This is a genomic window from Massilimicrobiota sp. An134, assembly GCF_002160815.1.
GTDB classification, from domain to species: Bacteria; Bacillota_I; Bacilli_A; order Erysipelotrichales; family Coprobacillaceae; genus Allocoprobacillus; species Allocoprobacillus merdigallinarum.
Genome location: NZ_NFLH01000005.1, coordinates 67,019 through 92,882, shown reverse-complemented (window position 1 = coordinate 92,882; position 25,864 = coordinate 67,019). Strand labels below are relative to the sequence as shown.

Annotated in this window: 29 protein-coding genes; 4 read left to right on the top strand and 25 right to left on the bottom strand. The window is 28.6% G+C overall.

Annotation, left to right across the window (positions count from 1 at the left end; genetic code table 11):
- Positions 1–104 precede the first annotated feature (104 nt).
- The 4 genes from B5E79_RS03760 to B5E79_RS03745 are packed head-to-tail and all read right to left on the bottom strand — an operon-like array spanning position 105 to position 2,230.
- Positions 105–659: a DUF2812 domain-containing protein gene (locus B5E79_RS03760; protein WP_087297026.1), complete on the bottom strand. Its 555-nt coding sequence runs from the start codon at positions 657–659 to the stop codon at positions 105–107.
- Positions 660–684: 25 nt separating this feature from the next.
- Complete coding sequence (locus B5E79_RS03755; protein WP_087244639.1) at positions 685–1,326, bottom strand: LytR/AlgR family response regulator transcription factor; 642 nt, start codon at positions 1,324–1,326, stop codon at positions 685–687.
- Positions 1,323–1,910, bottom strand: a complete 588-nt coding sequence (locus B5E79_RS03750; RefSeq protein ID WP_087244640.1) for a hypothetical protein — start codon at positions 1,908–1,910, stop codon at positions 1,323–1,325. The genes B5E79_RS03755 and B5E79_RS03750 overlap by 4 nt, the downstream gene beginning before the upstream one ends.
- Positions 1,911–1,936: 26 nt before the next feature.
- Positions 1,937–2,230, bottom strand: coding sequence for a hypothetical protein (locus B5E79_RS03745; protein ID WP_087297025.1), 294 nt, complete (start codon positions 2,228–2,230; stop codon positions 1,937–1,939).
- 141 nt (positions 2,231–2,371) lie between these two features.
- On the opposite strand from B5E79_RS03745, the gene B5E79_RS03740 reads away from it, so the two are divergent.
- Positions 2,372–2,881 carry a transcription repressor NadR gene (locus B5E79_RS03740; protein WP_087297024.1) on the top strand — a complete coding sequence of 170 codons (510 nt, stop codon included), beginning with the start codon at positions 2,372–2,374 and terminating at the stop codon, positions 2,879–2,881.
- A gap of 93 nt (positions 2,882–2,974) precedes the next feature.
- A complete protein-coding gene (locus B5E79_RS03735; RefSeq protein WP_087297023.1) occupies positions 2,975–3,550 on the top strand; it encodes a hypothetical protein in 576 nt (191 codons plus the stop codon).
- A 223-nt stretch (positions 3,551–3,773) separates the two neighbouring features.
- On the opposite strand, the gene rnmV is transcribed toward B5E79_RS03735, so the two are convergent.
- Complete coding sequence (rnmV, locus tag B5E79_RS03730; protein ID WP_087297022.1) at positions 3,774–4,298, bottom strand: ribonuclease M5; 525 nt, start codon at positions 4,296–4,298, stop codon at positions 3,774–3,776.
- Between the two features lie 7 nt (positions 4,299–4,305).
- A complete protein-coding gene (locus B5E79_RS03725) occupies positions 4,306–5,199 on the bottom strand; it encodes a GGDEF domain-containing protein (RefSeq protein ID WP_087297021.1) in 894 nt (297 codons plus the stop codon).
- Between the two features lie 216 nt (positions 5,200–5,415).
- On the opposite strand from B5E79_RS03725, the gene B5E79_RS03720 reads away from it, so the two are divergent.
- A complete protein-coding gene (locus tag B5E79_RS03720) occupies positions 5,416–6,099 on the top strand; it encodes a YjjG family noncanonical pyrimidine nucleotidase (RefSeq protein WP_087297020.1) in 684 nt (227 codons plus the stop codon).
- A 31-nt stretch (positions 6,100–6,130) separates the two neighbouring features.
- On the opposite strand, the gene B5E79_RS03715 is transcribed toward B5E79_RS03720, so the two are convergent.
- Genes B5E79_RS03715 through B5E79_RS03695 form a run of 5 tightly spaced genes read right to left on the bottom strand, consistent with a single transcriptional unit; the run spans position 6,131 to position 10,010 of the window.
- Positions 6,131–6,916, bottom strand: a complete 786-nt coding sequence (locus tag B5E79_RS03715) for a CpsB/CapC family capsule biosynthesis tyrosine phosphatase (protein ID WP_087297019.1) — start codon at positions 6,914–6,916, stop codon at positions 6,131–6,133.
- Between the two features lie 44 nt (positions 6,917–6,960).
- Positions 6,961–7,647, bottom strand: coding sequence for a hypothetical protein (locus tag B5E79_RS03710; RefSeq protein WP_087297018.1), 687 nt, complete (start codon positions 7,645–7,647; stop codon positions 6,961–6,963).
- Positions 7,644–8,618, bottom strand: coding sequence for an LCP family protein (locus B5E79_RS03705; protein ID WP_158095463.1), 975 nt, complete (start codon positions 8,616–8,618; stop codon positions 7,644–7,646). Before B5E79_RS03705 ends, B5E79_RS03710 begins: the two co-directional genes overlap by 4 nt.
- The gene (locus B5E79_RS03700; RefSeq protein WP_087297016.1) at positions 8,602–9,276 is read right to left on the bottom strand and encodes a CpsD/CapB family tyrosine-protein kinase; all 675 of its coding nucleotides are present in this window, start codon (positions 9,274–9,276) and stop codon (positions 8,602–8,604) included. Before B5E79_RS03700 ends, B5E79_RS03705 begins: the two co-directional genes overlap by 17 nt.
- 11 nt (positions 9,277–9,287) lie before the next feature.
- A complete protein-coding gene (locus tag B5E79_RS03695; RefSeq protein WP_087297015.1) occupies positions 9,288–10,010 on the bottom strand; it encodes a YveK family protein in 723 nt (240 codons plus the stop codon).
- A 267-nt stretch (positions 10,011–10,277) separates the two neighbouring features.
- Between B5E79_RS03695 and B5E79_RS03690 the strand changes: the two genes are divergently transcribed.
- Positions 10,278–11,555, top strand: a complete 1,278-nt coding sequence (locus B5E79_RS03690) for an IS1380 family transposase (protein WP_087297014.1) — start codon at positions 10,278–10,280, stop codon at positions 11,553–11,555.
- 443 nt (positions 11,556–11,998) lie between these two features.
- On the opposite strand, the gene B5E79_RS03685 is transcribed toward B5E79_RS03690, so the two are convergent.
- The 14 genes from B5E79_RS03685 to B5E79_RS03620 form a co-directional block, all read right to left on the bottom strand.
- Positions 11,999–12,568, bottom strand: coding sequence for an AbiH family protein (locus B5E79_RS03685; RefSeq protein ID WP_158095462.1), 570 nt, complete (start codon positions 12,566–12,568; stop codon positions 11,999–12,001).
- Between the two features lie 31 nt (positions 12,569–12,599).
- The gene (locus B5E79_RS03680; RefSeq protein WP_087297012.1) at positions 12,600–13,751 is read right to left on the bottom strand and encodes a ComEC/Rec2 family competence protein; all 1,152 of its coding nucleotides are present in this window, start codon (positions 13,749–13,751) and stop codon (positions 12,600–12,602) included.
- Positions 13,752–13,858: 107 nt separating this feature from the next.
- Positions 13,859–15,043, bottom strand: a complete 1,185-nt coding sequence (wecB, locus tag B5E79_RS03675) for a non-hydrolyzing UDP-N-acetylglucosamine 2-epimerase (protein ID WP_087297011.1) — start codon at positions 15,041–15,043, stop codon at positions 13,859–13,861.
- 1 nt (position 15,044) lies between these two features.
- Positions 15,045–15,449: a hypothetical protein gene (locus tag B5E79_RS03670; RefSeq protein ID WP_087297010.1), complete on the bottom strand. Its 405-nt coding sequence runs from the start codon at positions 15,447–15,449 to the stop codon at positions 15,045–15,047.
- Between the two features lie 3 nt (positions 15,450–15,452).
- Complete coding sequence (locus B5E79_RS03665; RefSeq protein WP_087297009.1) at positions 15,453–16,598, bottom strand: polysaccharide biosynthesis C-terminal domain-containing protein; 1,146 nt, start codon at positions 16,596–16,598, stop codon at positions 15,453–15,455.
- Positions 16,595–17,233, bottom strand: coding sequence for a CatB-related O-acetyltransferase (locus B5E79_RS03660; protein WP_158095461.1), 639 nt, complete (start codon positions 17,231–17,233; stop codon positions 16,595–16,597). Before B5E79_RS03660 ends, B5E79_RS03665 begins: the two co-directional genes overlap by 4 nt.
- Positions 17,226–18,404, bottom strand: a complete 1,179-nt coding sequence (gene neuC / locus B5E79_RS03655) for a UDP-N-acetylglucosamine 2-epimerase (RefSeq protein ID WP_206393120.1) — start codon at positions 18,402–18,404, stop codon at positions 17,226–17,228. Before neuC ends, B5E79_RS03660 begins: the two co-directional genes overlap by 8 nt.
- Positions 18,401–19,090 (bottom strand): acylneuraminate cytidylyltransferase family protein, encoded by a 690-nt coding sequence (locus tag B5E79_RS03650; RefSeq protein ID WP_087297007.1) that lies wholly within the window; start codon positions 19,088–19,090, stop codon positions 18,401–18,403. The genes neuC and B5E79_RS03650 overlap by 4 nt, the downstream gene beginning before the upstream one ends.
- 128 nt (positions 19,091–19,218) lie before the next feature.
- Entirely contained in the window at positions 19,219–20,202 is a 984-nt protein-coding gene (locus B5E79_RS03645; protein ID WP_087297006.1) for a hypothetical protein, read from the bottom strand.
- 3 nt (positions 20,203–20,205) lie between these two features.
- Positions 20,206–21,186 (bottom strand): GDSL-type esterase/lipase family protein, encoded by a 981-nt coding sequence (locus B5E79_RS03640; protein ID WP_087297005.1) that lies wholly within the window; start codon positions 21,184–21,186, stop codon positions 20,206–20,208.
- A gap of 1 nt (position 21,187) precedes the next feature.
- On the bottom strand, positions 21,188–22,228 hold the full coding sequence (gene neuB / locus B5E79_RS03635; RefSeq protein ID WP_087297004.1) for an N-acetylneuraminate synthase: 1,041 nt from the start codon (positions 22,226–22,228) through the stop codon (positions 21,188–21,190).
- Positions 22,225–22,857 (bottom strand): acetyltransferase, encoded by a 633-nt coding sequence (locus tag B5E79_RS03630; RefSeq protein ID WP_087297003.1) that lies wholly within the window; start codon positions 22,855–22,857, stop codon positions 22,225–22,227. Before B5E79_RS03630 ends, neuB begins: the two co-directional genes overlap by 4 nt.
- Positions 22,854–24,257, bottom strand: coding sequence for a hypothetical protein (locus tag B5E79_RS03625; protein ID WP_087297002.1), 1,404 nt, complete (start codon positions 24,255–24,257; stop codon positions 22,854–22,856). Before B5E79_RS03625 ends, B5E79_RS03630 begins: the two co-directional genes overlap by 4 nt.
- A gap of 554 nt (positions 24,258–24,811) precedes the next feature.
- Complete coding sequence (locus tag B5E79_RS03620; protein WP_087297001.1) at positions 24,812–25,861, bottom strand: glycosyltransferase; 1,050 nt, start codon at positions 25,859–25,861, stop codon at positions 24,812–24,814.
- Between the last annotated feature and the right edge of the window lie 3 nt (positions 25,862–25,864).

Here is a 25,864-nt window from a genome sequence, read left to right as displayed (position 1 = left end):
AATTTCATCCAAAAGAAAAGCAACCTGTTTCAGGCAATAAAAAAAGTATCAATCTTAACCCAAAGTTTTGAATGATACTTTTTGAAACTGACCTCAACTCCACATTATTTGAGGACTGATTTTTTGATTAAAATATATTTAATAGATGCATATAGGATTGTCGCTAATGCTATAATCAAAAAGAAATAATGAGATACAAATCCTAGAAAAGTATTTGTATAATTTGAAAGGGGAAAGATTGAAAAAAAGATAACAAATAAACAAGCTAAAATACAACCATGTTGAAATTGTAATTGTGCATCTCTTATCAAATCTTCTCTTGTGACTTTGATCTGTGATATTAATGAAGCTTGATCTGTATAAAAAATAAATTCACCGTTATTTCTAAAACTGACAGGCACATTTGTAAATAATGTCCATCCCTGATCTTTCATATCTTGAATATATGTCTTTTCTAAAGAATCATCTTCGAATCTTTGATATTCAACAAGATATCCAATCTGTTTTTTATCTGATTTTTTAAAAGTAAACACCAGAAAATGTAATGGTGGAAATAATATAAATGGAACGATTGATTTTAAACAATAGCCTTTTGTCGCTTTTTTATTGATATATCTTTGAATGGCAGTCATGCCCATATCACTCTTTACACTTAGCATAATAACGCCTCCCTGTCTTTATGATTTATAATAATTGAATATGACTTTTATAAGCTCTACCAATTTGTAATGTTTCAGCATTCTTTAATAAAACATGATCAGAAAAAATATTTTGGATCCATTGTTTATTGACAATAAATGATTTATGAATTTGGATAAACTGTGATGATTGAATTGTATCTAGAAAAGCTTTTAAGTTTTTTCTTTCTACCATTGTCCCATTAATAGAATGAATGATAATCTGATGTCTTAATGATTCTACATAATAGATATGCGATAAACGAATCTGAGATACAATACCATTTCTCTGGTATTGATAGTATTGAAATTTATCCTGAATATCATGAAGCATAGTCACTTCATACTTTTTGAAGTCTTCTGTTAATGACTCTTTTGAAAAATAAAGATTCACTTTTAATCTCATACATTCACTAATCAAATCATAGTCTTTAGGACCAATGACATAGTACAATGCATAATCAAAATGTGGTTGTTCTTCAATCAGTTTTAAATCTTCCCTTTGGTGGATTTCAAAAATGTAAATATCCTGATGCGTATTTTTTGAATAAGAAACAATTTGATATTCTAACTGTTCTTTTTGAAAGAACTTTTCAAATAATTGTTGAATCACTTGATTATTTTTTGAAGAAATGCTAACTCTAATCATTTTGACTGCTCCTTATCTATTCTTTCTAAGTAATAAGAAAGATGTTCATGAGAATGTAATGCATCCAAGATATGATAACCATCTTTAAAATGAATACCTTGTTCCTTCATGAAATCAACAGCCTGATTAAAATCTTTTCTGCCTGATAATGTTAAAGCTATAAAACTATATATAGAGCCATCATACATATGCACATGAAACCAGACATCATAACCAATGGCTCCATAAGGTAAACGTGGAACTTTCGCATATGTGATGGCAATATAATCAATCTGACTGAGTTCTATTGTCATTTGATATTCTATACGATGTGTATGCAAAAGATGTTTAAAGAAAGACGAAATCTTCATCAGCATATTATCATGATAAGTGTATTGTAAAACATTTTGATCAACTTTCCACATCAACTCACAATAACTGATACCTGGAAAAACAATCAATATTCCTACCAAAATAATCAGTATACCTACAATTTGCATTCCTTCCCATGCATCAGCAATAAATATACTGACTCCAAAAGCACAAATAAACAAAACATATGTGAAAGCTGTTTTGATTTTAGGTCTACCTACAATATATTTCATTAATGATTCCTCCTTTTTATATAACTTTAAAATCTCATTCTAAATAATTCATTATGAGCATTGAAAACTTCAAATTCATCATCTTTACAGTTCAAATGCTCCACAACAAATGCTTTGATTTGTTCTTTAGATAAAGAGGACCACCCTCTCACTGATTTTTGACCATAATGAGTCCATCTTCCCATTTGATTGAATACTTTCAAAGAAATATTATCTGCATTTTTAAAAACAATAAAATAATCGAATTCTGTGTTTTCATCTAAATGCAATTGAAAAGTGCCAAGAAACGGTTTTAATTTGGATAGAAATGTTTTTTTCATATTTCCTCTCTCCTTTCACTTTTTCATTTTATGCCTTTTTATACCATTGTAAATAGATATGACACCAACGACATCTTATAGACTTATTCTACTTTATTTTATGGTTGAAATCATTTATAATTTGTTGTGAGGTAAAACATTATGGATAGAAAAGAAAAAATTATTGAAGAAATCAAAAAAAGCGATAAGCCTGTATCAGCATCTACACTGGCAAAAAAACTTGGCGTTTCCAGACAAATCATTGTCGGTGATGTGGCATTAATACGTGCCAGTGGAACCAATATTATTGCGACACCAAGAGGTTATATATTAGATTCTAAACAACAAAATCAAACTTATACCATTGCGGTCAATCACTCTCAAGAACAAATGGCTGATGAATTATATACGATTGTGGATTTGGGTGGATGTGCTATTGATGTTATTGTGGATCATCCTGTCTATGGACAACTCACTGGTAAATTACATTTATCATCTCGTTATGATGTTGATCAATTTATAAAAAAAGTCAATAACAATCAGGCTAAACCTTTAAGTCAATTAACTGATGGTTTGCATTTACACACGATTCAATGTCCAAATGAAGACACATATCAACGTATTGTCAGTGCATTAGATGAAAAAGGATATTTATTTAAGAAGGAGATTTAATTCTTCTTTTTTTTATTGACACATTTTCTTTTTTGAATATAATAAGTCATAACATGTGTCTTGACACATTAATTGACAAGGAGATGTAGAAATATGAAATCACATAAACATATGCAAATACTCGTTTTAGCTTCATTATTAATTGCTGTAGGAACAGTCATTCCTATGTTAATGCCCAAAATTATTGTTGGACCAATGTCTTTTACCTTAGCTTCACATGTTGCTGTCATGATAGCCATCTTTATTAGTCCAGCTGTAGCCATTGCTGTTGCTTTAGGAACAACACTTGGTTTCTTTATGGCAGGTTTCCCATTTGTTGTTGTCATGAGAGCTCTTACTCATGTCATTTGGGCTTATCTAGGAGCAAAATACGCTCAGAAAAAACCTCAAATTTTTGAAAAGCCTCTTAAAACATTACAATTCAATCTTATGATTGCGCTTATTCATGCATTAAGTGAAATGATCATTGTCATTCCATTCTATTATGGCAACGGTATGGATTTACAGACATTTGTTTATATGGTCTTTGGTCTTGTAGGTTTAGGAACAATGATCCATAGCTCTATTGATTTTTGTATTACTCTTCCTGTATGGAAAGCCTTGAGTCAAAGCAGAGTCATAAATGGTATTTCTCAAATCAAGAAAATCAATTTAATTAAAAATGCTTAACTGCTTATACAAAATTTAAACTATACAACAAAATCGCCACTGTCTACTTGACTTAGGCGATTTTTTTAAACATGTATCATTTAAGTACAATGATGATAAAAAGCTTGTTTGATCATTTCATAAATAATTTAGCTATTAATATCGATTATAAAAAACGATATTAATAAGGTGTATCTTAAAAGTAACATTCATGTCTTCTTATCAACAAAGTATAAAAACGATTTTATTTATTTAATTTTTCTAAAATATCCTTTTTTTCAATTCCAGCCATATTTAATCTTTTAAATAATGTTTTCGCATTTCCATAACCTAGATGAAACAAATCATAGATAGCTAATCTTTTTTGTTTATCACCAATAATATCTAAAGAAATAAATTCTTCCCATGTCAATGACTGACTTTCTTTAGAAAAGCTCACAACATTTTCTAATGCCTGTATAATGGCTTCTTCTCTTGCTTCAGCAATCCCCAATTTCTTTTTCCCAATAGCATCTTTTTTATCTACAAAAGCCTGCTTAACATGAGGAACTCTTTCCATAATCATATTTCGAATACGCATACCAGGATAATCAGGATCGGTCAAGATAATAACTCCTCTTGTTTTTTCTAATTCCTCAATCAAGTCCAATGTTGCTTCATCTAAAGCTAAACCATGTGTTTCTATTGTATCTGCATCAAATAATTTTTGAATCACTGCTGTGTCTGTTTTTCCTTCTACAACAATAACTTCTTTTAATTTCTTTTTCATTTTTACTCTACATGTCCTTACAATCACCATAAAGCTTAAAACAAATTGATTCTTTATCATGTTTTACTTTATAAAGCAATTTATCAAGATTTTCTATAAGGCTTTTTTGTGGTTGTTTTTGACAATAAATACTACCAATACTGATTGACAAATCAATATCAGGATAGTTTTCTATCTTAATTTGTTTTACAGCATCTCGAATCTGATATAAACGTTTTTTAAATGCTGTTTCACTAATATCTCTAAAAACAACTAAAAATTCATCCCCACCATAACGAACAACTGAATCACATTTTCTTGTCATTGACAATACAACTTTTGTTAATTCTTTTAAAACAACATCTCCAGCTAAATGACCATATGTATCATTAATCATTTTAAATTTATCTACATCAAACATCATAACACCATCATATTGTGATAAAATTCCTTTTGCTTGTTCATCATAATAGGCACGATTATAGACTTTTGTAAGAGAATCTGTATATATTCTTGAATTTAACTTCGTTATTATTTTGGCCATTTTATTTTGACCTTGTGCAGCATAAAAAGTTTCATCATTAGATTGAGAAATCATTTCCAATATAAACGCTTTTTCTTCTACTTCAATATATTTTGAAATAATAAAATATATATGGCTGTCAATAAATTCATATTTACATACTTGACCTTTGGTTGTAAAAGCTTTAGCTGAACTACAATTCTGACATTTTTTTTCTTTATTCCAAAATTCAAAACACTGGTGTGGTTCAACACATAAGACCTTTTCTTCATCCAAGTAATAAATTTGGTTTGTTTTAACGTCTACAAGTCTTACCTGATCAAATATTTTCTCCTGCAATGTAATAAATCTTTTTAACTCCTCTTTTGTTAAAAAAATCATTACTTCCTGGTTATTCATCTCCGTTCCTCCTCTATTATCAAAACTACATTTTAGATATAAAATTAAAGGTACTTAGCAATTTTCATTTTAATCATAATTTCATAGAAAATCAAGAATAAATAGATATTAAACATTATATCATTTAAATTAAATCAATTTTACACATATTCATCTATATTTTAATATCATTTTTTATATTTTTCAGTATAATAAATTAGCAAGGAGTTGAATATAATGAAAAAATATAAATATTTGTTATTTGATGTTGATGGAACCTTATTAGATTTTGATAAAGCAGAACAACATGCCCTCGAATACACTTTTCGCCATTATGATATACCACTCACTTATGAAATCAATCAAAGATATGAAGAAATAAACAAAAAATTATGGAAAGATTTTGAAAATGGTTTAATTGATAAAAAAACAGTTGTTTATTCACGTTTTGTACTTTTGTTTAAAGAATTTAATATTCCTGTAGATGGTATTGCTTTTGAAGATGATTATCAAAAGGCATTAGGTCAAGGATATTTTGTTTTACCTCATACAATTGAAGTCTTAAGCGCACTTTATCAAAAATATCCACTTTATGTAGTGACTAATGGTGTTTCACAAACACAATATAGTCGATTAGAAGGAACAGATATCAAAAAATATTTTCAGAATATATTTGTTTCTGAAGATATTGGACACCAGAAACCTTCTAAAGAATATTTTGATTATTGTTTTAAAAATATAGATAAAATTGATTTAAGTAAAACACTCATTATAGGTGATTCTTTATCAAGTGATATCCAAGGTGGTATCAATGCTGGTATTAATACTTGCTGGTTTAATCCAAATCATCTTGATAAACCTGAAGCAATGCCTATCAATTATGAAATTCACGACTTAAGAGAGTTATTACAATTATTATAATAGAAAAAAATATCTCATTTCATGAGATATTTTACTTTAAAAACGAAAATAATTTTTTTGTACTATGAAAATGAGGTGTAAGCAATGTACGGTTATTAACAACACGTTTTGGATTTTCGTTCATCAATAAATGAATATATCTTTCCTGATAACCTTTTTTCAATAAGTAATCATAACATTCTTTCATATTAGGTACACGAGTTCCTTCGGCTTGATGTGTATCAGTAGCGATGATATGAATCAATTGAGAATCAATCAGTTTTAATGCATTTTTATGGTGCTGAGCATGAGATAATCCTAAGATACTTGTTGTATTCACTTGAATATAACATCCCATGTCTATTAAATATCTTATAAACTCTAGATCAATATCATCATGGAAATAGCGTTCAACATGCGCGACAATTGGCTTATATCCAGCGTATATAACTTCTTTAAGATAGATATCAAATACTTCTATAAAATCCGGTTCCTTTTTTCTGACATCGTCTTCACAAAGAAGATAAGGTGTTTTTCCTATAGGAATAAATAAATCTTCTGCCAATGTGTCCTTAATCTTTTGATTTAACATGAGTTCACAACCAAAAGTAACATCGATAGAATAACGCTGAGCCAATTTTTTAAAACTTTCCATCCTTTTCATTAAAATTGCTCGATTATCTTGATCTATTTTTCCACAGCACATATGTGGGGTTGCTACTATATGACTGATGCCTTGCTGTGAAGCAATTCTTAGTGCTTTCACTGTTTCTGGCATTGTTTGGATCCCATCATCAATATCCCAAGCATAATGACCATGTATATCTGTAAATTTCATAAATTCTCTCCATATAAAAAAGAGGGGAAATCCCCCTTTTTATCTTATTTTTGTTTTTTAGTTCTATATGTTAAACCAACAATTGCAACTAATGCAACCACTGCAACACCAGCATATAATGCGATATTTGATTGGTCAGATGTTTGTACACTAGAACTATCATCTTTATCTCCAGCTGGTTGTGAAGTAGATGGTACATAAACTACACCAACAGGTGATAAGTCAGCAAAAGTCGCAGTAATTGTTTTGTTAGAGAAATCTACTTGATCTGGTTTAATGATTTCCCATACATTTCTTACTGTACTATAATGAATAACATAAACATCACCTAATCCACTTGTTAAATTAGGAACTTCCCATGTTACTTTTACATTTTTGGCATCTTTCACTAAATTTCCATTTGCATCTTTAACTACTAAATCCTGAATTTGTGTTAATAACTTCAATGAGCTAACATCTAATCCTTCAGGTGCTTGAACAGAAGCAGTATCTAATACTTCAGTGATAGCTGTACCTGCATTTAATTGTGAAATTTTTGTTTGTTCACTTTGTGAAACATCTTCATATGAAGATTCAAATAAAACCTTTGTTCCTTCAATCACTTCTCCATTAATTGTCACTTCACCAACGACACCACCATTAGCAGTAGCACTTGGTAAAGCAAATGTTGTAGAAAGTGTTAAAGCAAATACAGCACTAGCCGCTAATAAAATACTCATTAATTTTTTCATTGTTTTTCCTCCTCAATATAAAACAACTTTTTGACCAGAGCAAGCAATGCTTCCTGATCAACATTGTACTCATCATGATAATTCCCTACAATATTTTTCCCTTCTAATGTATAGCAATTTGAATTTGCATCAAAATGATATTCGAGAACCATATTTGCAAAATCTTCCATATCTGAAAAAGAGATATTGCTTGTTAAATTATTAATTATATCATACACCTTCGTCACAGTGTTGTCAAAATCTTTTTCTAATTCTTTTTTAAAGGCTTCAAAGTAAGCAATAAGGTATGCTTTTTGTCTTTCCATTCGATCTTGATTTGAAAAATCCTGATCTGTATCTCGAGCTCTTAAAAATGTTTCCACATTATCTGAAGTTAACGTAATCGTTTGTCCTTCTCTCCAACTTGAATGATAAGAAACTAGAGAATTGTTAGGAACTTTTACATCTAATTTTCCTACAACATTGTGTACTCTTTCTAACATTGAAATACTAAGTGCTGCATATCTTGTAATAGGTACGTTTTTCAATAAACGAGAAACAGCCTGTGATGTATACATGCACCCAGATTCAGGAGTGCTGCCATATGCATAAGCTAAATTTAAATGTTGTTCTTGCCAGCCCAAATCATTGCCTTCCACATCAAATAATCGAATATCTGTCATTGTATCACGTGGAATTGACAACAAATAAATTTCTTTGTGCTCTCTATCCAACAATAATAATTCGATAGCGTCTGCCTGTCCTCTTTCATCAATGTTTTCAACATCTAATCCCAATAATAGAATGGACACGATAGATGTATTATATTCATAAGATTTTCCATCTACAACAAGTGTATGATAATCTTGGCTTTCTGTGTTATCAACATCTTTGATAAACATTTTTTGCGAAAAGACTATGGTTATGATCAAAACAATAACCAGCCCAATAATTGTGACCAATATTGCTTTAGACTTAGTAGTATTTTTCATAACCATAACCACTATATTCTATCTGATTTTTCTTAACACGATTTAAAACAGCACCAACAATACGTACACCATTTCTTTCTAATTCTTGTTTTGCGCGTTTTAATAATTTTTTCTTAATAAATTCATTACGAATGACCATCAGTGTTCCATCACAAACTCTTCCTACAATCACTGCATCCATTGCGACCGTTGTAGGTGGTGTATCAATAATAATGTAATCAAAACTTTCTTTTAATTGTTCAATAAGTTTTTCAAAAGAAGGACTTGATAAAAGTTCTGATGGATTTGGTGGTCTTTTTCCAGCCAATATGACGAATAAATTATCAATATTTGTTGGTTTAATATATTGGCGAGACTGTTTTGTTAAACCCTCTGTTAAACCTATTGATTTACGTGAAATAACCAAATAGTCATTTAAAGAACTTCTTCTTAAATCGCAGTCAATAAGTAATACTTTTTTATCCATTTGTGCAAAACTGTTAGCCAACTGAAAAGCAACGACAGTTTTTCCTTCATCAGGAACAGTACTAGTCACGGAAATAACCTGAAGATTCTCAGTATACATTAAATTTGTTCTTAATGTTTTAAATGATTCCATTAAACCAAATTTTTTATTTATATTTTTTATTTCTATAACATCTCTTGTGTCTTTTTCCATCGAGTTTCCTCCTATTTCCCTGTCGAATACTTTTTCTTAGTATAATTTAAAGCTTTGTCTTCTACGACTACAGCTAAAACAGGAACACCAATTGTATTTTCGATATCGTCAACAGACTGTACGTTATCACTTAAGACAAATTTAATAAAAATTGCTCCCATTGCTATAACTAGGCCAGCCAACGCTCCTAAAACCGTCATCTTTAATGTTGAACTTCCATTTGGATATGAACTTGCAATTGCTTTTTCAACCATATAAGGTTCCTGAGAATCAATCTCACGAATATCATCCATACCTTGTTCAACAGCACTGTTGGCTATATCTCTTGAAAGTTCAGGATCAGTAGAAGTGACTGAAACTTGCAAGATACGAGTATCAGAAATATTACTGATGTTTATCATTCCTTTGAGTTGTTCTGGTGTCATTTCTAAATTGAGTTCATTGATAACTTTTTGCATATTATCTCTTCTTTTAAAAAGTACAAGATAATCATTAGATAAAGCTGTACTTAATTGTAAATCTGAAACAGAAACACTTTTAGAACTTCCACGCAAATAAATTTGTGCAGTTGATGTATATGTTGGTGTTTTTAAAAAGACTGAATATAAAGTCATAACGATAGCTCCGATCAGAACTCCCATGACTAAAATATACCATAAAGCCTTCATTTTTAAAAATAGGGCCTTTAAATCTATCTCAACTTCCTGATCTTCATTTATTATTTCTTTATTCAACCAAAAAACCTCCTTTATCACTATGAAATCCACTTTAATATATCACAATGAATATACAAAATTCAACAGTTTTATAAAGTATTTCTATTAAAACCTTAATTATTCATGAGATTATAATATAATCATGAAATATCCTTATTTCATAGGCATTTTCTGCTTTTATTTATTCTTTTTCTATTCACCCGTTGGGTGAATAGTTTTTCTTTATATATAATAAAAGCTCCTGTATAATGTAAGTGACCAAACTACAATACAAGGAGCACTTATATGATACAATCTATTTTCAATTTTGACAACATAAATTTTAACGGTGGCAACATTTCCTGTGATGGTGGCAGCATCTTGCTTCTTTCATTTCTTAAAAAGTACAATCTGCTATCTTCATTAGATGACATTCCTTTCAATGATACAAGAAGATTGCCTAAGTATTCCAATTCTGACATTGTCACTCAAATTGTTTTACGTAACCTTTTAGGCTACTTCAATCAGGCTGATCAAATGACACTTATTGATGATCCACTTTTATCACAATGCATCAATGCCTGTTCACAGCCTACTTTATCAAGATTCTTTGATAGAATCAACATGAAAACCAACATGACCATTAAGGAACATATTCAAAGATTAGATTGCGACTATGTCAATAGGCATGTTGAGAATATCATTCTTGACGTCGATTCAACAAAAACACAAACTCATGGACATCAGGAAGCTTCTGCATATATCTACCATTATGGTGTCAATGGATACCATCCAATGATGATTAATGAATATAATACCAAACTGTTGTTAAGTTCCAACTTTAGAACAGGAGCAGCATACTCATCTAATGGATTCATCAATGAACTCAAGGAAGTACTGGCACATCTTGATAGAAAAGGCAAGACTGTTTCCATGAGGGGTGACAGTGCATTCTACAATACTGAATTCATGGATTATATGCATCATGAAGATATTCAATACTACATTAGAGCCAAAAGCTATGAAAAGATTCAAAATATGATCATTGAACATCTGGAAGACAATGGAATTGATTATTTGAATTACACAAATCAGGAACCCTATTATGGAGAGATAGAATACTCACCTAAAAGTCTATCCACACCATGCCGATATGTTTTTAAGGTATTTCCAGCACAGGACAAACAGTTGACAATGTTCCCAGTTATCTATTGCATCATAACAAATGACATGAAAAGATCATGCGAAGACATCTGTGACTTCTATGAGGAGAGAGGAAACTCAGAGAACTTCACAAAGGAACTGAAAGATGATTTCGATGGAGATAATGTAGGACATCATGATTTTGAAAAGAACTGTTTCCAGTTCATGATATCATCACTGTGTTATAACTTCTATCATCTATTTAGGATTCTTGTATTAGAAGGCAAAGATCAGAAGATACGAATGAATACATTTAGAAACAAGTATCAAAAGATAGCAGTAAAGGTCATACGACATGCAAGAAGAATCATATTGTCATTTAGCAGTGCATATAGATATAAGAAGAAATTCTTAAAATACTATCAAAAACTGCAGAATTAAAACATAAAATCCATAGTTTATTGAAAGTAGTTGAAAAACTACACTTTTTTAGCTACGGTTATTCACAATTTTACGGTGGATAACATTTTTTAAGCTAGAAAATAGACATGATTTATAAATTTTTCATCACAAATTTGCTTTCATGAATAATTTGGGTATTATTTATCATATTATATCATTAAAACAAAAAAGAGTGTGTAATCTATTAAGAAATATTATAATCAAAAAAGTTAGATATATTTAAAATACATCAATAGGATTATTGTAAATGTGAACATTAAGTTTTTAAATATTGTTATAGTTATTATATATAACAGATGAAAAAACTGATACTATACGTAAATATAAAGAATAACTTTCTATAAATAAATTCGTTATTTCAAAGTGATGCTTAAACTATAAAAATAATTGATTTTAATTAGGGTATGCCATTGTATGATTGTTTAAATTCTTTTTGTTTTTGTATGATTTAAAAACTTTGATAAATAACAACCAAGCAACCATGTTAAATCATGAAGATCCAATAATAATTTATCTTTTATTTCACCAATAGCTAATCGTAAACTGTCTTTTTTTGAATGATTAACAATATAAAAAAACATATCTACAATTTCATTATTCTCTTCTTGACGCTCTATAGAACTCATACGTCTATTTTTATAATGTTTAGATATATACACTATTTTTGCAATTTCCTGGGCAATAATTCCTTCAATATCACACCAATGAGGATCCTTTAAAGACTGCCTATTTTGAATACAATTTAACCAATAATTATTCTTACAAATATCAATCATTTTTCTCAATAATTCATCCCTAATAATATTTTCTTTTAAAATCACATTCACTGCAGATTTTTTAAATCCACAATCAATAAATTCATGATAAATACGTTTTCTAAAAGATCCATCAATATCCTCAACATCTTTGTTATGAAATACCATACAAAAATTATAAAAATCAATATACTTTGTATATAATCCATGTGCCATATCAAACCCATTACCAATCATTAATATCCTCTTCATCTTTATTCCCTATCCATTATTTTATTTCTATATAACTATCACTGCAATGATTTTTCCTTTTCATGATTATTTTTCCATTCTTTATCACATCATTTGTAATAAGTATCTTTGTATTTCTTTTCATCAACATATCCAATATTTCTTGATTTGGAAGAGAGTCTTTCGCTTTACCAAAGCGACCATTATTATGTGAAATAATAGCAACCTTCGGATTAATATATGATAATATTTTATTCGTAAGATTTTTCTTACTGCCATGATGAGGAACTTTTAAATACTGAGAATATATTAGTTCATCGCTACATATCAAACGCTTGAATACTTTCTCACTGGCATCCCCCGTTAATAAGAAACTAAAATTCTTTTCTTCATATCGAAGCACAAGACATGTATCATGACAAGTTTTCATATATTGACGATATATCTTAGACAAACGTTTTCTTGTTGGTTTATGATCAAAAGCCATTAATAACTTTCTGTTTCTCATAATAAAATCGACTACATAATTTCTTCTTGATATATGATTATTTTTATCCTTATTATATCTATTCTCATACATCATTCGATCTTCTTCATTGTCTATATGAGAATATCTATAAACATATTCAATCAATTCTTCTGCAAACTCACTTTCAAATAAAGTATTAAACAACTCTTTCATTTCATTTTCATCACATTCTTCAATCCATTTATATACATCAAGATATTGAGGGGGATTTAAACATTTCATACTACCGTAAAAAGTATCACCTTGATGACAAACCTGTATATGTCTACTTTCTGATAAACTTTCCAAAAAATTATAGTTATCAACAATATCATTTAATTCATTAATAAATTCTAAACAGTCTTTTGCGCTCTTAATTCCTTTTAAATTCAAAATAGCTTTTGCGATGAAAGTCAGTTCATTTAGATAATCAGGAACATAGATATTTTTAATACGATAAAACTTGTTACCAATAAAATATCTTAAACCACCCATATGATCATGATGATGATGAGTTAAAAATATATCAATTTCATCATCCTTTGCTTCTTTTGTTATATCTACATTTCCAGGACCTAAATCAACATATACAGTCTTTTGTTTCCCTACACATTTATCATACAAATCATTAAAAACAACACAATCTCCCTGTCCAACATTCAACACTTTAATATTACTCATATTATCACTCCAATCCCATAAAACATTATGTATACGCTTACATTATACTATAAAAAATATATGTATCAAAGAGTATTATTTTGATACATATATTTAGTATTTTCAATTTAATATTTTCTCCAAACCATTTTATTGACTACACCAGTATAAGATTGAATTAACTTAACAACCTTAGTACTTACATTTTCATCAACATAATCAGGTACTGGAATACCAAAATCTTGATCTAATGTCATTTGTACTGCTGTATCCACAGCTTGTAACAATGAATTTTCATCGATACCAGCAAGTACAAAGCACGCTTTATCTAATGCTTCAGGTCTTTCTGTACTTGTACGAATACATACAGCTGGGAACGATAAACCTCTCGATGTAAAGAAACTACTTTCTTCTGGTAAAGTACCACTGTCACTGACTACAGCAAATGCATTCATTTGTAAATTATTGTAGTCATGGAAACCTAGAGGCTCATGCATAACTACTCGAGGATCTAATTTAAAATTCGATGTTTCTAATCTCTTCTTACTTCTTGGGTGACATGAGTATAAAATAGGCATATCATATTTTTCTGCCATTTTATTGATTGCTGTAAATAAAGAAATAAAGTTTTTATCAGTATCAATATTTTCTTCTCTATGTGCGCTTAATAAAATATATCCTTTTGATTTTAGATTTAATTTTTCTAAAATATGAGATGCTTTGATTTCATCTAAATTGTTATTTAAAACTTCTGCCATAGGGCTTCCTGTAACATATACACGTTCTTTAGGTAAACCACATTCATGTAGATATTTTCTTGCATGTTCACTATATGCTAGATTGACATCAGAAATAATATCTACAATTCTTCTATTTGTTTCTTCTGGTAAACATTCATCTTTACATCTATTTCCTGCTTCCATATGGAAAATAGGAATATGTAATCTTTTTGCACTAATTGCACTCAAACAGCTGTTTGTATCACCTAAGATTAATAATGCATCTGGTTTAATCTGATTCATTAATTTATATGAACAATTAATAATATTACCAACTGTAGCACCTAAATCATCACCTACAGCATTCATATATATTTCAGGATCATCTAATTTTAAATCATGAAAAAAGATACCGTTTAGATTATAATCATAATTTTGTCCAGTATGTGCTAATATACAATCAAAGTATTTTCTACATTTTGTAATAACTGCCGACAAGCGAATAATCTCAGGACGTGTACCTACAATAATTAATAATTTTAATTTCCCATTATTTTTCCATTGAACATTTGAATAATCAGTTGTAATTTCCACTTTAATTCTCCTTATCAAATTCTATATTAAATATTCTCTCTAATGATTTTCTTTTACCATTAGGCAACTCATTGGTTAAAGCTCTAAACTTATTTTTTGATGTAAAAGAACTTTTTAATGAAATTCTCTGTCTACATACATACTCCAATTCAATTCTAAAACAACTTTTAGGCGTTTTAAATAAACAGTCGTCTTTCTTTTCAGATAATTCGTAGGATACAACTTTACATTTTATAACACTTAATAGCTTGTCTGTTTTATCAAATGGATAATATGTACATAAAAAAAGATAATCACCCACCTTAATGTCCTGATACAAATATGAAATAAAAAATCTTTCACCTATATTTATATGAGTAAAGATGTCTTTACTATTATTTTTATTTAATACTACAGCATAATTCACTACTTACACCTCTTCGTAATATGTATCAGGATGTTCAGGATCAAATGCTTCATTAGCCCACATGATTGTTACCATATCATTGTCACCAGTATTGATGATATTATGAGTGTATCCTGTTGGAATATCAATGACTTCCAGTTTATCACCACTGACTTTGTATTCAATAACTTCATCACTGTAAATATTTCTAAACTGAATCAGGCCCTGTCCACTGACAACTATGAATTTTTCATTTTTGCTGTGATGCCAATGTTGCCCTTTTGTAATCCCTGGTTTAGAAATATTGATACTGACCTGTCCATATTCCTTTGTCTTTAGAAATTCTGTAAACGATCCTCTTTGATCAATATTCATCTTTAATGGATAAGAAAACTGATCTTTTGGCAGATAACTTAGGTATGTACTATACAGTTTCTTTTCCAAAGAATCAGGTTCCATTTTAGGAGTCATTAGCGTTGCTCTTGATTCCTTGAAAGACTGAATTAAGTCAGCCAATTTTCCCAACGTAATATCATGAATGGGATGAACTTCGTAGATTCCTTCAACACATTTTGTAGGATGCCCAATAAGAGCATTTAAAAATTCATCAACAACATCATCAATATAGCATAATGGCAGTTCTACACTAGAATCGCTGATTTGAATGTCTAGACCATGAGCAATATTGTAACACCATGTCGCAACCACACTGTTGTAGTTAGGACGACACCATTTACCAAACAGATTAACAAGGCGATAAATATAGATTTTTGAATTCATGGTCTTACCATGATTTAAAAGATAATCTTCACCTTCTTTTTTGCTTTTACCATAGTCATTGTCTCTTCCTACCTGAATAGAAGAACTAATCAGAATTGGACAATGATTATCATATTCTTTTAATAATGAACACAATGTTTCAGTAAACGAAGCATTACCTTCATAAAACTCACTGGCTTCTTTTGGACGGTTGACACCAGCCAGATGAAACACAAAATCACAAACTTGTGTATATTTCATTAAATCTTCAATAGTACTATCAATATCATAAGTATATATATCTTCAATATAAATATTACGTGTTCTATCTTTACCAGTTTTAATATTTTTTAATGTACTAACTAAGTTTTTTCCAATAAAACCATTAGCACCAGTTACTAAGATTTTCATCTAAACTGTTCTCCCAACTTATAAAAATTTTTTTCATCGTACATGTGACACAACTGCATTTTTATTTTTTCCTTATCCCAACTACACCAATCAATACTAAGTAAAAAATCAATAGTATCATTATCAAATCTTTTTTTTATTTGTTTTGCAGGAATACCACCCCAAACAGTATATGGTGGCACATTTTTAGTTACAACAGCTCCTGCAGCAATGACCGAGCCTTTTCCCACTGTGATTCCTGGAAGTATAATTGCATTACTTCCAATCCAAACATCATCTTGTATAATAACTTTAGGAATATTTACAAATTCATCAATATTTTTATTTATAAATCCTCTGTTCTTGTAATATAGAAATGGATGAGTTGATAAATAATTTAATGGATGATTCATTAATCCTATTTTTACTCCAGGTGCTATTGAACAAAATTTACCAATTTTTGTACCAGATTGAATTAGTGTATTCTTACTATCAAAACCATATGTATATTTTCCAATCTCAATATTAAAACATTTTTTGTAGTATTCTCTTAACAAAAATGATTCATCATTATCAAAACGTAATACAATTTTCCAAAATATTTTTCGTTTATAAAAAATACTTATCGCTTTTTCTAACAAAATATTTTTATTCATAGTATTCCTCCCCAAAATCATTTTTAATTATGTCAAAAAAAACTTTTGGATACTTTGTATCTTTTTCAATATTTGTAATAACTGTCTTTGTTTTTTCATAATAACATAATGCAGTATTTTCCTTATAGTATGGATTTGTTATTTTCTGATTGCCATCTATATTTAAAACCATATTTACAGCTTTTACAATTTCTTCTTCAAAACATTTTACATCAATAACACTATTACCACGAACCCGTCCTTTTTGACGATCACCAATATTAACTGTTAAAATATCCAAGCTTGGTGCCTCGATGATTCCTGAAGAAGAATTACCAATTAAACAAATACTATTTTTTAATAAATAGTGGTATGCATTAGTGTGTAAATTTTCAAAATATACAACATTTTCATTTTCTTCTACAAATTTCTTGACTTTACTTCTAATCACATTTGAATCAGTATCAGCGTTACTTCCAAGAAATACAATGCTATAGTTATTAAAACAAGAAATAGCCGCTAACAATTCATTTATTTGATTCAATGTACTTTGTTTGGTAAGCGTTTCTGGATGAAAAAGTACAACAAAATAGTTTTTTTGGGGTAATTTTTTTACTGTCTCAGGAACATTTCCATCATTAATATACATGCAATTTTCAGCACCAAGGGCACCTAGATAAAAAACCTTGTTTGGATCTTCACCAAGTTGTATTACTCTTCGTCTGTATTCCTCTGTTGCAGTAAAATGATATAAACTCATTTTAGTAATTGCATGTCTAATAAATTCATCATAGTTTCCATAAGTGGCTTCTCCACCATGAATATGCAAAATTGGAATTCGATGCATTGCTGCTGCTGTCGCTACTGATAACATTTCATATCTGTCTCCTAAAATAATGAGAAGATCATATCTATTTTTTGAAAAATGTTCAGCAAAGTCATCTAAAGTTTCAGCCATAGTATGCAGAACTGCCCTATTAGACGATGAATCTAAATCAACTTTTATTTCCGCTGCAATATCAAAACCATCTTGATATATCAATTTAACCTGATTCCCATATTCCTCACTAAGAAGGGCTCCCGTAACTAATATTTTTAAATTAATATCTTCATCATTATTTAATAATTCAAGATACCTACGCATAATTCCGTAATCAGCTCTTGATCCTGTTACAAAGGCTATTTTTTTCATATCGTATTCTCCTGTAATTTTTTTTTCATACAAAAACATGCAAATTCATAGTCTAATGCAGTATCAATATCAATCGAATCAAAATTCTTCATTTTATAGGCTATACTTTTAGCACCAAAAAAATGTTTTTTCTTTAAATATTCATCAGGTTTTCCAATAAAAATTGCACCATTTGGTGAATATTCTTTATATACTTGCCTACGATAATTTGAAAAATCTGTATCAAAATACTTTAAACTTTGATCATCATCAATAGGTTTTACAAGAATCCCACTATGTTCAGCTTCCTTTACTGAAACAAGAAAATCATATTTATTTATAACATTTTCAAAAATATTACAAGCTTCTTTTATATGAGCTTCATCTCTCATTGGTGATGTAGGTTGTAATAATACAAAATAATCAACTTTATCTATTCTTGATAATAAATCTTCTATTACCATATATGTTGTTGCATTATCGTCAGATAATGATTCCCCACGATAAAATACCTCAGCACCATATTCTTCAGCAATACTACCATATAATTTAGAATCAGTAGAAACAATAATTCTAGAAAAAATTTTACTTTTTACTGCTGCTTCTATCGAATATGCTATTAGTGGCTTACCACAGATATCAATTATATTTTTATCCTTGAGCCCCTTTGAACCAGCTCTTGCTGGAATTATTGCAATTTTTTCCACTACATAGCTACCTCCTCTTCAATAATATTTTTAAATATCTCATATCCTTTTTTTGATAAATGCAATCCATCTGTTGTATACTCTGCTTTTAAATTTCCAAATTCATCGTCCAAATCACTCATATCAATTCAATTAATTGTTTTTAAATTCAATTTTAAATAGTCATTCAAATAATCAATATATTTGTTGCTTCGATCAAGTCTACCATTTACATGCAAGCATTTCAAAAAGTATATTTTACTATTTGGTTTTATATTTCTTATGTATTCTATTGTATTATTAATACTTACAAATATTTGCTCGAAAGTATAATCATACACAATATCGTTAGTACCATGCATTACAATATAAATATCTTCCACACATGATAATAGCTTACTTTTTAAAATGTATTCTGTATATTCAAAACTAGAAATCCCACAAATACCACAGTTTCGAACCTTATAAGAATTAATATTATTAATGTCCCAATTATCAATTTGTGAATGTCCTATTAAACAAATTCCATTTTCTATTCCTTCATTTTGAAAAGTTTTTTCTTTTTCTTTTATTCGTTCTAAAATCTTTTTCTTTAATAAAACAAGATTATTCTCTTTTTTCTTTAAAACCAATGCAAGTTCGAAATCTTGCCTAGTATTGATAACCAATGATTCTTTTAAAGAAAGATTAAATGTCCGTTTTATTGAATCTCGACCGTCAGTAACTAAAAACGTGTTTACAGTCTCCATTTCACATCCTTGTAAAAAAGATATATTTTCTTTAAAATTAAGAAAATCAATAGTATTTCGTTTCGTTGTAGAATATAAATTTCCTTTTTCATAATAATTGATAACTGTTTCTATAGTAGCACTTGTTAAAAATACTGCTCTTCCTGACAATAGAAAAATAGGGTATTCAGTAGGAATTATATCCACTATCTTTATTTCATAACATAATTTACTACATAATTTCCTAATTTCATCAGAATTCGTCACTACATAAACAGATTTACATTGTCTTACTTTAAAAAGTTCTTCTATTACATATAAAAAGACGGGTTTTCCCCATAAATTTAAAGTTAAAAAATTATTTTCTAATTTTTCGTCTACCCTACAATCTACACAATAAAGCATTTTTTACTCCTTTAATTTTTCTTCCAATAACTTTTTAAGCACTAAATAACCAGTTTCATTTAAATGCAAACCATCACTTGTATATTTATAATCAAGATTTCCAAATGGATCATCAAATTTTTTTGTATTAATCCATATAATATTTTTTCGTATATTACACTTGACAAGACTATTTAACATATCAATTTGTTCATTACTTCGATCTAATCTGCCATTTACGTGTAATGTCTCAATATAATATATAGGTACATTAAATTTCATGCTTATTTTATCAATAAGATTAGTAATAGAATTGGCTATATCTTTAATTGCTAAAGGTAACATAATATCATTTGCGCCAATTAAAATAAATATTCTTCCTCTAATATTTTTTATCAATTGCTTTTCAAAAATATCTTCCAAATATTCTTTTGCTGTAATGCCACTGATACCAAAATTATAAACTGAACATCCCATTAATGATGAAATATTCCATTGATCAAATTGTGAATGTCCAATTAAACACACTTCATTTTCTTCTACAACATGAGAAAATAAACTCATTTTTATTTGAATACGTTCTAAAATTTTTTTTCGTAACCAAATATGTTTTTCTCTTTTTCTAATTAAAGCAAGAGATAATTCAAAACTATTAACATCTTTAACAATAATACTCTCTTCAGGATTTAAAATAGTATTCTCTAGACTAAACATCAATGACTCATTCATATTTTTTGCAATTTCTTCCAGTGTATTAGTAGAAATATTAACAGCTTCCCCATTTATTAATAAACCATTTTTAGGAAAAATATTTGTAATGATTATCTCATTCTCAAATAACTCTATAACAATATATCGAACATACTCACTCTCCGTAACAACAATGATATTTAAAAAAAGTTTACTGTCTAGGGCGGTACGAATTGGATAATAAACTACTGGTTTTCCCCATAAACCTAAAGTTAAATATTTTTCATCCTTTGTTGCATCAATAATGCAATTCATTTTATATTTCCTGCCAATCAAAACCAGACACAGTTATTAATTCATCTTCATCAAAATCATGTTCTGCCGTTTTTCCTAAAACATCAAACCAGTATAAAGGACTAATACCATTACCAGGACGTTTGCAAGTTATATTATTTTCAGTAAAAACTTCCCCAGCTGATATTTTAGTTAGTGCAACTATTGATTTTCTAGCTACAACTTTATTTTTTCTTTCCGATTCTGTTACAATTTTTGCACCATTTCCTGCCATTTTTTCAATCCTACGAACATTTTCAACTAGAGCTTTTAATTCTTCGGGATTTGCAGATGCTTTATGATCAGGCCCTTCATAATTTTTGTTAAGAGTAAAATGTTTCTCAATAAGCTCAATTCCCAAAACAGTTGCACCAACGGCAGCAATATATCCCACAGAGTGATCAGAAAAACCAGTTTTTACGTTTGGGAAATTTTTTTTCAAATCATTTATTGCCAGAATATTTACATCGCGGTCAGGTGTAGGATATTCTGTATTGCAGTGAAGAAGAATAATATCTTTTTCATCTGTACCAGCATCTACTAAGATTTTAATACAATTTTTAATTTCATCAATAGTTGCCATCCCTGAAGAAAGTATTATTTTCTTTCCTTCTCTTTTAATAGATCCTATTTTCATCAGATAAGGAAGATTTGTAATTTCTCCTGATGGTATTTTCCAGAAACTTTGACCTATTGAATCTAAAAATTCAACAGATCCTATGTCAAATGGTGTAGAAAACACTATCAATCCTAAACTTTCTGCATACTTTTTTAATTCGATAAAATCATCATGAGAAAGTTCAAGTTTTGCAGTCATTTCTAATTGTGAATCATCTGTACCAGTTGTAGCTTTTTGATAATCTGCTTTAGGCGCATAACACGAAATTAAATCTTTTGCTTTAAATGTTTGGAATTTAACAGCATCCACACCACATTTTTTTGCTTCTTCCACCATTTTTCTCGCTAACTCTTTGTTTCCATTATGATTGCACCCAATCTCAGCAACAATAAATACCTTTTTCATCCTAACATAGCTCCTTTATTAATTTCTTTAGCAGGAACACCAGCTACAGTCGTTCCATTTCCAACATTTCTTATTACAACAGCACCTGCTCCAATGGTAGACCATTTACCAATACTTAATTGACCAATGGTCACAGAACACGAGCCTATAAAACTTCCTTCTCCAATAGAAACATCTCCATTAATCACACTATTTGTTGACATATTTACATGATTACCCAAAGAACAGCCATGTTCTATCAGTGCTTTTGTATTAACAATACAATTATCTCCTATACTAGAATTACTATTAATAATTGCCATTTTACCAACAAAACAACCTTTCCCTATCTTAGCTTTAGTAGATATAATTGCAGTTGAATCAATAATATTTATTATTTCTAAATGATATTTTTCTAATTGTTTATACCATCTTAATCTGTTAAGGTTATTTCCCACTGTTATAAAATAAACATATTTATTTTTATCTTTTATTTGTTCTAAAGATTGCGCTACTATCGGATAACCTAAATGTTTTTTTTCTTTCTTAAATTCATCAATAAACCCCACAATATTATATATTTCGAAATCAATTGAATCTATAACAGATTTTGCATATCCACCTGCTCCTATTAATATTAATTGTTTCATATTCCCATAAACTCCTTAGTAATTTTTTGTAATTCAATTAAATAATCATCATATTTTGTTTCTAGGCTATTAAAACATTCCTTTAATTCTTCAATATTAGATACTTCAATTACTTGTTGACCAAATATTTCTTTATTTTTAAATTCTCCATATTTTATTGTGATTGTGGGACACTTAAATTGTGTTGCTTCGTACAAACAAGTAGAATTAACTGTTATATGTAAATATGATTTAGCCAACAAATCATACAATTCTGCATCATTTCCATAATAAACAACATCTTTTCCAAGATGCTGTTTATAGAGATTGATAATATCATTTCCTTCTCTAGGATGTAATTTGACTCCCAACTTATATTTTATATAAAATTTATTCTTGTTTAAAATATTTAATATTTCATTAAGATATGGAATTATACTATTATAATAGTTATTGCAAATACCATCTTGTTCAAATGGTTGTGATGTAAACAATATTAAACTTTTATTTTCTATTTTCATATATTTAGAATTCAGGTACATCTTAATTCTAGGATTCCCTATAATTTGAATTTGAGAATCTTCAAAAACTGAATAATTACATAAGATATTTTTCGAAGATTCTCCATAAACCAATATTTTTCTATCAAATAAATAACATGAATTTTTTTTAACAAACTCTGGATAGATATAGCCTGTATGTTCCTTTGTTAATATTCCATGTTGTAATTCGATTAACTTAGGATTATTCATGAAAACTGGATAAATATTTTCTCGAGCCGATCCAAAAAAATCAACAATCATATTGGGATAATAGTTTTTAAATATCTTAGAAAATATAATATGAGATATTCCTGTGTTTGCGTAAGAATTACACATATTTTTTTTCAAATAATCTATCCAATTAAAAAAATCATTGTCCTTTTTTTTAAAAATATCTTCTAATAAATTCAAACAGTCATTATGCAAACGATTATATTCTTTTCTGTAAACAAAAGAATATAATTTTGATAGCACAAGATAATAGTCAATAGGTATTATATCTCTTTCTTTTTCATATTCCAAATCTTGTCTTCTATTATGATTTGGCCATTCAAATACAATACTATCGGGATACATCTCTTGTAAATATTCAACACCAAAATTATGCAAATAATCCCTTCTATATGACGAAGAAGAAAAAATTAAAACTTTCGCACTCCTATGCTTGTGTATTCCTATAAAAGAATCTACAATTCTTCGAAAAGATATATATTTTTTGTTTTGATTAATATTTATTACTTCATTTATATCTATTTTACAAGCATCTATACCATATAATGCCTGTCTCATAACAGTATATACCGGGAATCCATTTATTTCTATATCATAAAGACCTGGGTATTTTTTTTCAAATTCAATTAATTTATCAAATTGACTCATATTTTTCTGTCCTTTTCATATTTTTATAAACTGAGATAAAATAAATCTCCTAATCTTTTATAAGATTTATCCAATAGTATTTGTATATAGTATATGTGTAAAAAGTATTCTTTGATAATGATAGATATTTCTTATTATTAGTTACTAGAAAACAAATTTTTTAATTTGTTACTTTCTACTACGTACAATAAAGATCACAAAAGTATTTACTTGAATTTAGTTCCATTTCTATCTTCTCAGAACTCGTAAAATTCCTTGTATCTATTAAATTTATAATATTCAGATAAGTAAATTTCTCATAAGCTGTGATAATTGAAGAATGCAATTACAATACAAACATGAAACTCATATTTATAATCATAAACATGACTATTATCTTAAATTCAAAACAACCATGTATTCCGGTAAAACAAAAAATTTCTCACTAAAAATACTAATAAAAATCATTATATATAGTCTGTTCATACTTGAAAGCTTATCCTTATTTCCTTTTTCTCTATATTTAGCTTAACATCTAACTACTGCATTACTATATTATGATTTACTTATATTTATCAATAAAATTTATTAATTTTATATACCTTTTCAAAATATTCTTCATAACGTTTAATTATTTTTTCCCATGTGTATAGCTGAATACTTTTATAAGCTGCATTTGACATTTTTATATATATATTTGGATTATCTAATAGAAATTGTAATTTCTTCTGCATAGTTTCTAAATCTGAAACTGCATATCCATTGATCCCATTTTCAATAAAATCAACAGTATAATTTTCATTAATATAAATACATGGTAATCTCATCTGTGCCGCTTCTTGTATGACTTTGGGAAGGCCCTCATACTTAGATGTCATCACTAACAAATCACATTCTTCCATTTCTTGATACACCTGACTATTGGGAATGCGACCACAGAATTCTATATTGTTTATATTTTTATTTACACAAATATTTTTTATTTCCTTTAACATATCTCCATCCCCTATCATTTTAAATTGTAGTTTAGGAAATGTTTTGGCAATTTGTATTAGATATTGTGGCCTTTTATTTGATTTTATGTTTCCTACCCAAATTACCTTTTTTACTTTATTTTTTTTTTTAATTTGACAGCTAATAGGAACTGTACCTAGTGGAATCACATCGCTGTTTATACCCCAATATTTATTTATACTATTTGCAATACAATGGCTAATTGAAAAAAAGCTAGACATATTTTTTATATAATAAGATTTAAATTCTTCTGTATTGTTAGTTTGTTGAGTGATTACTCCCTCAACTGACGCAACACATATTTTACTTTTGTTTTTTTTCGCAAATATTCTGTCAACACCCTCCATTTTTGGCAAATAATAAATATCATAATTTCCAATCAACATTACCAAATACTTTGACCACCACCATATAAAACGATGATGAATCAACTTGTGTAAATGAATTCCCATATCTTGATACATTTTTTTATCGATTTTCATTTTACTCGTATACATTGTATGTACTTCAAATTTATCTTTATCCAAATATTTTGCAATATTATCGCAATTAACATTTTGTGCATTTGGAAAATTCACATATGCTCCTAAAAATATTTTTATTTTTTTCACTTT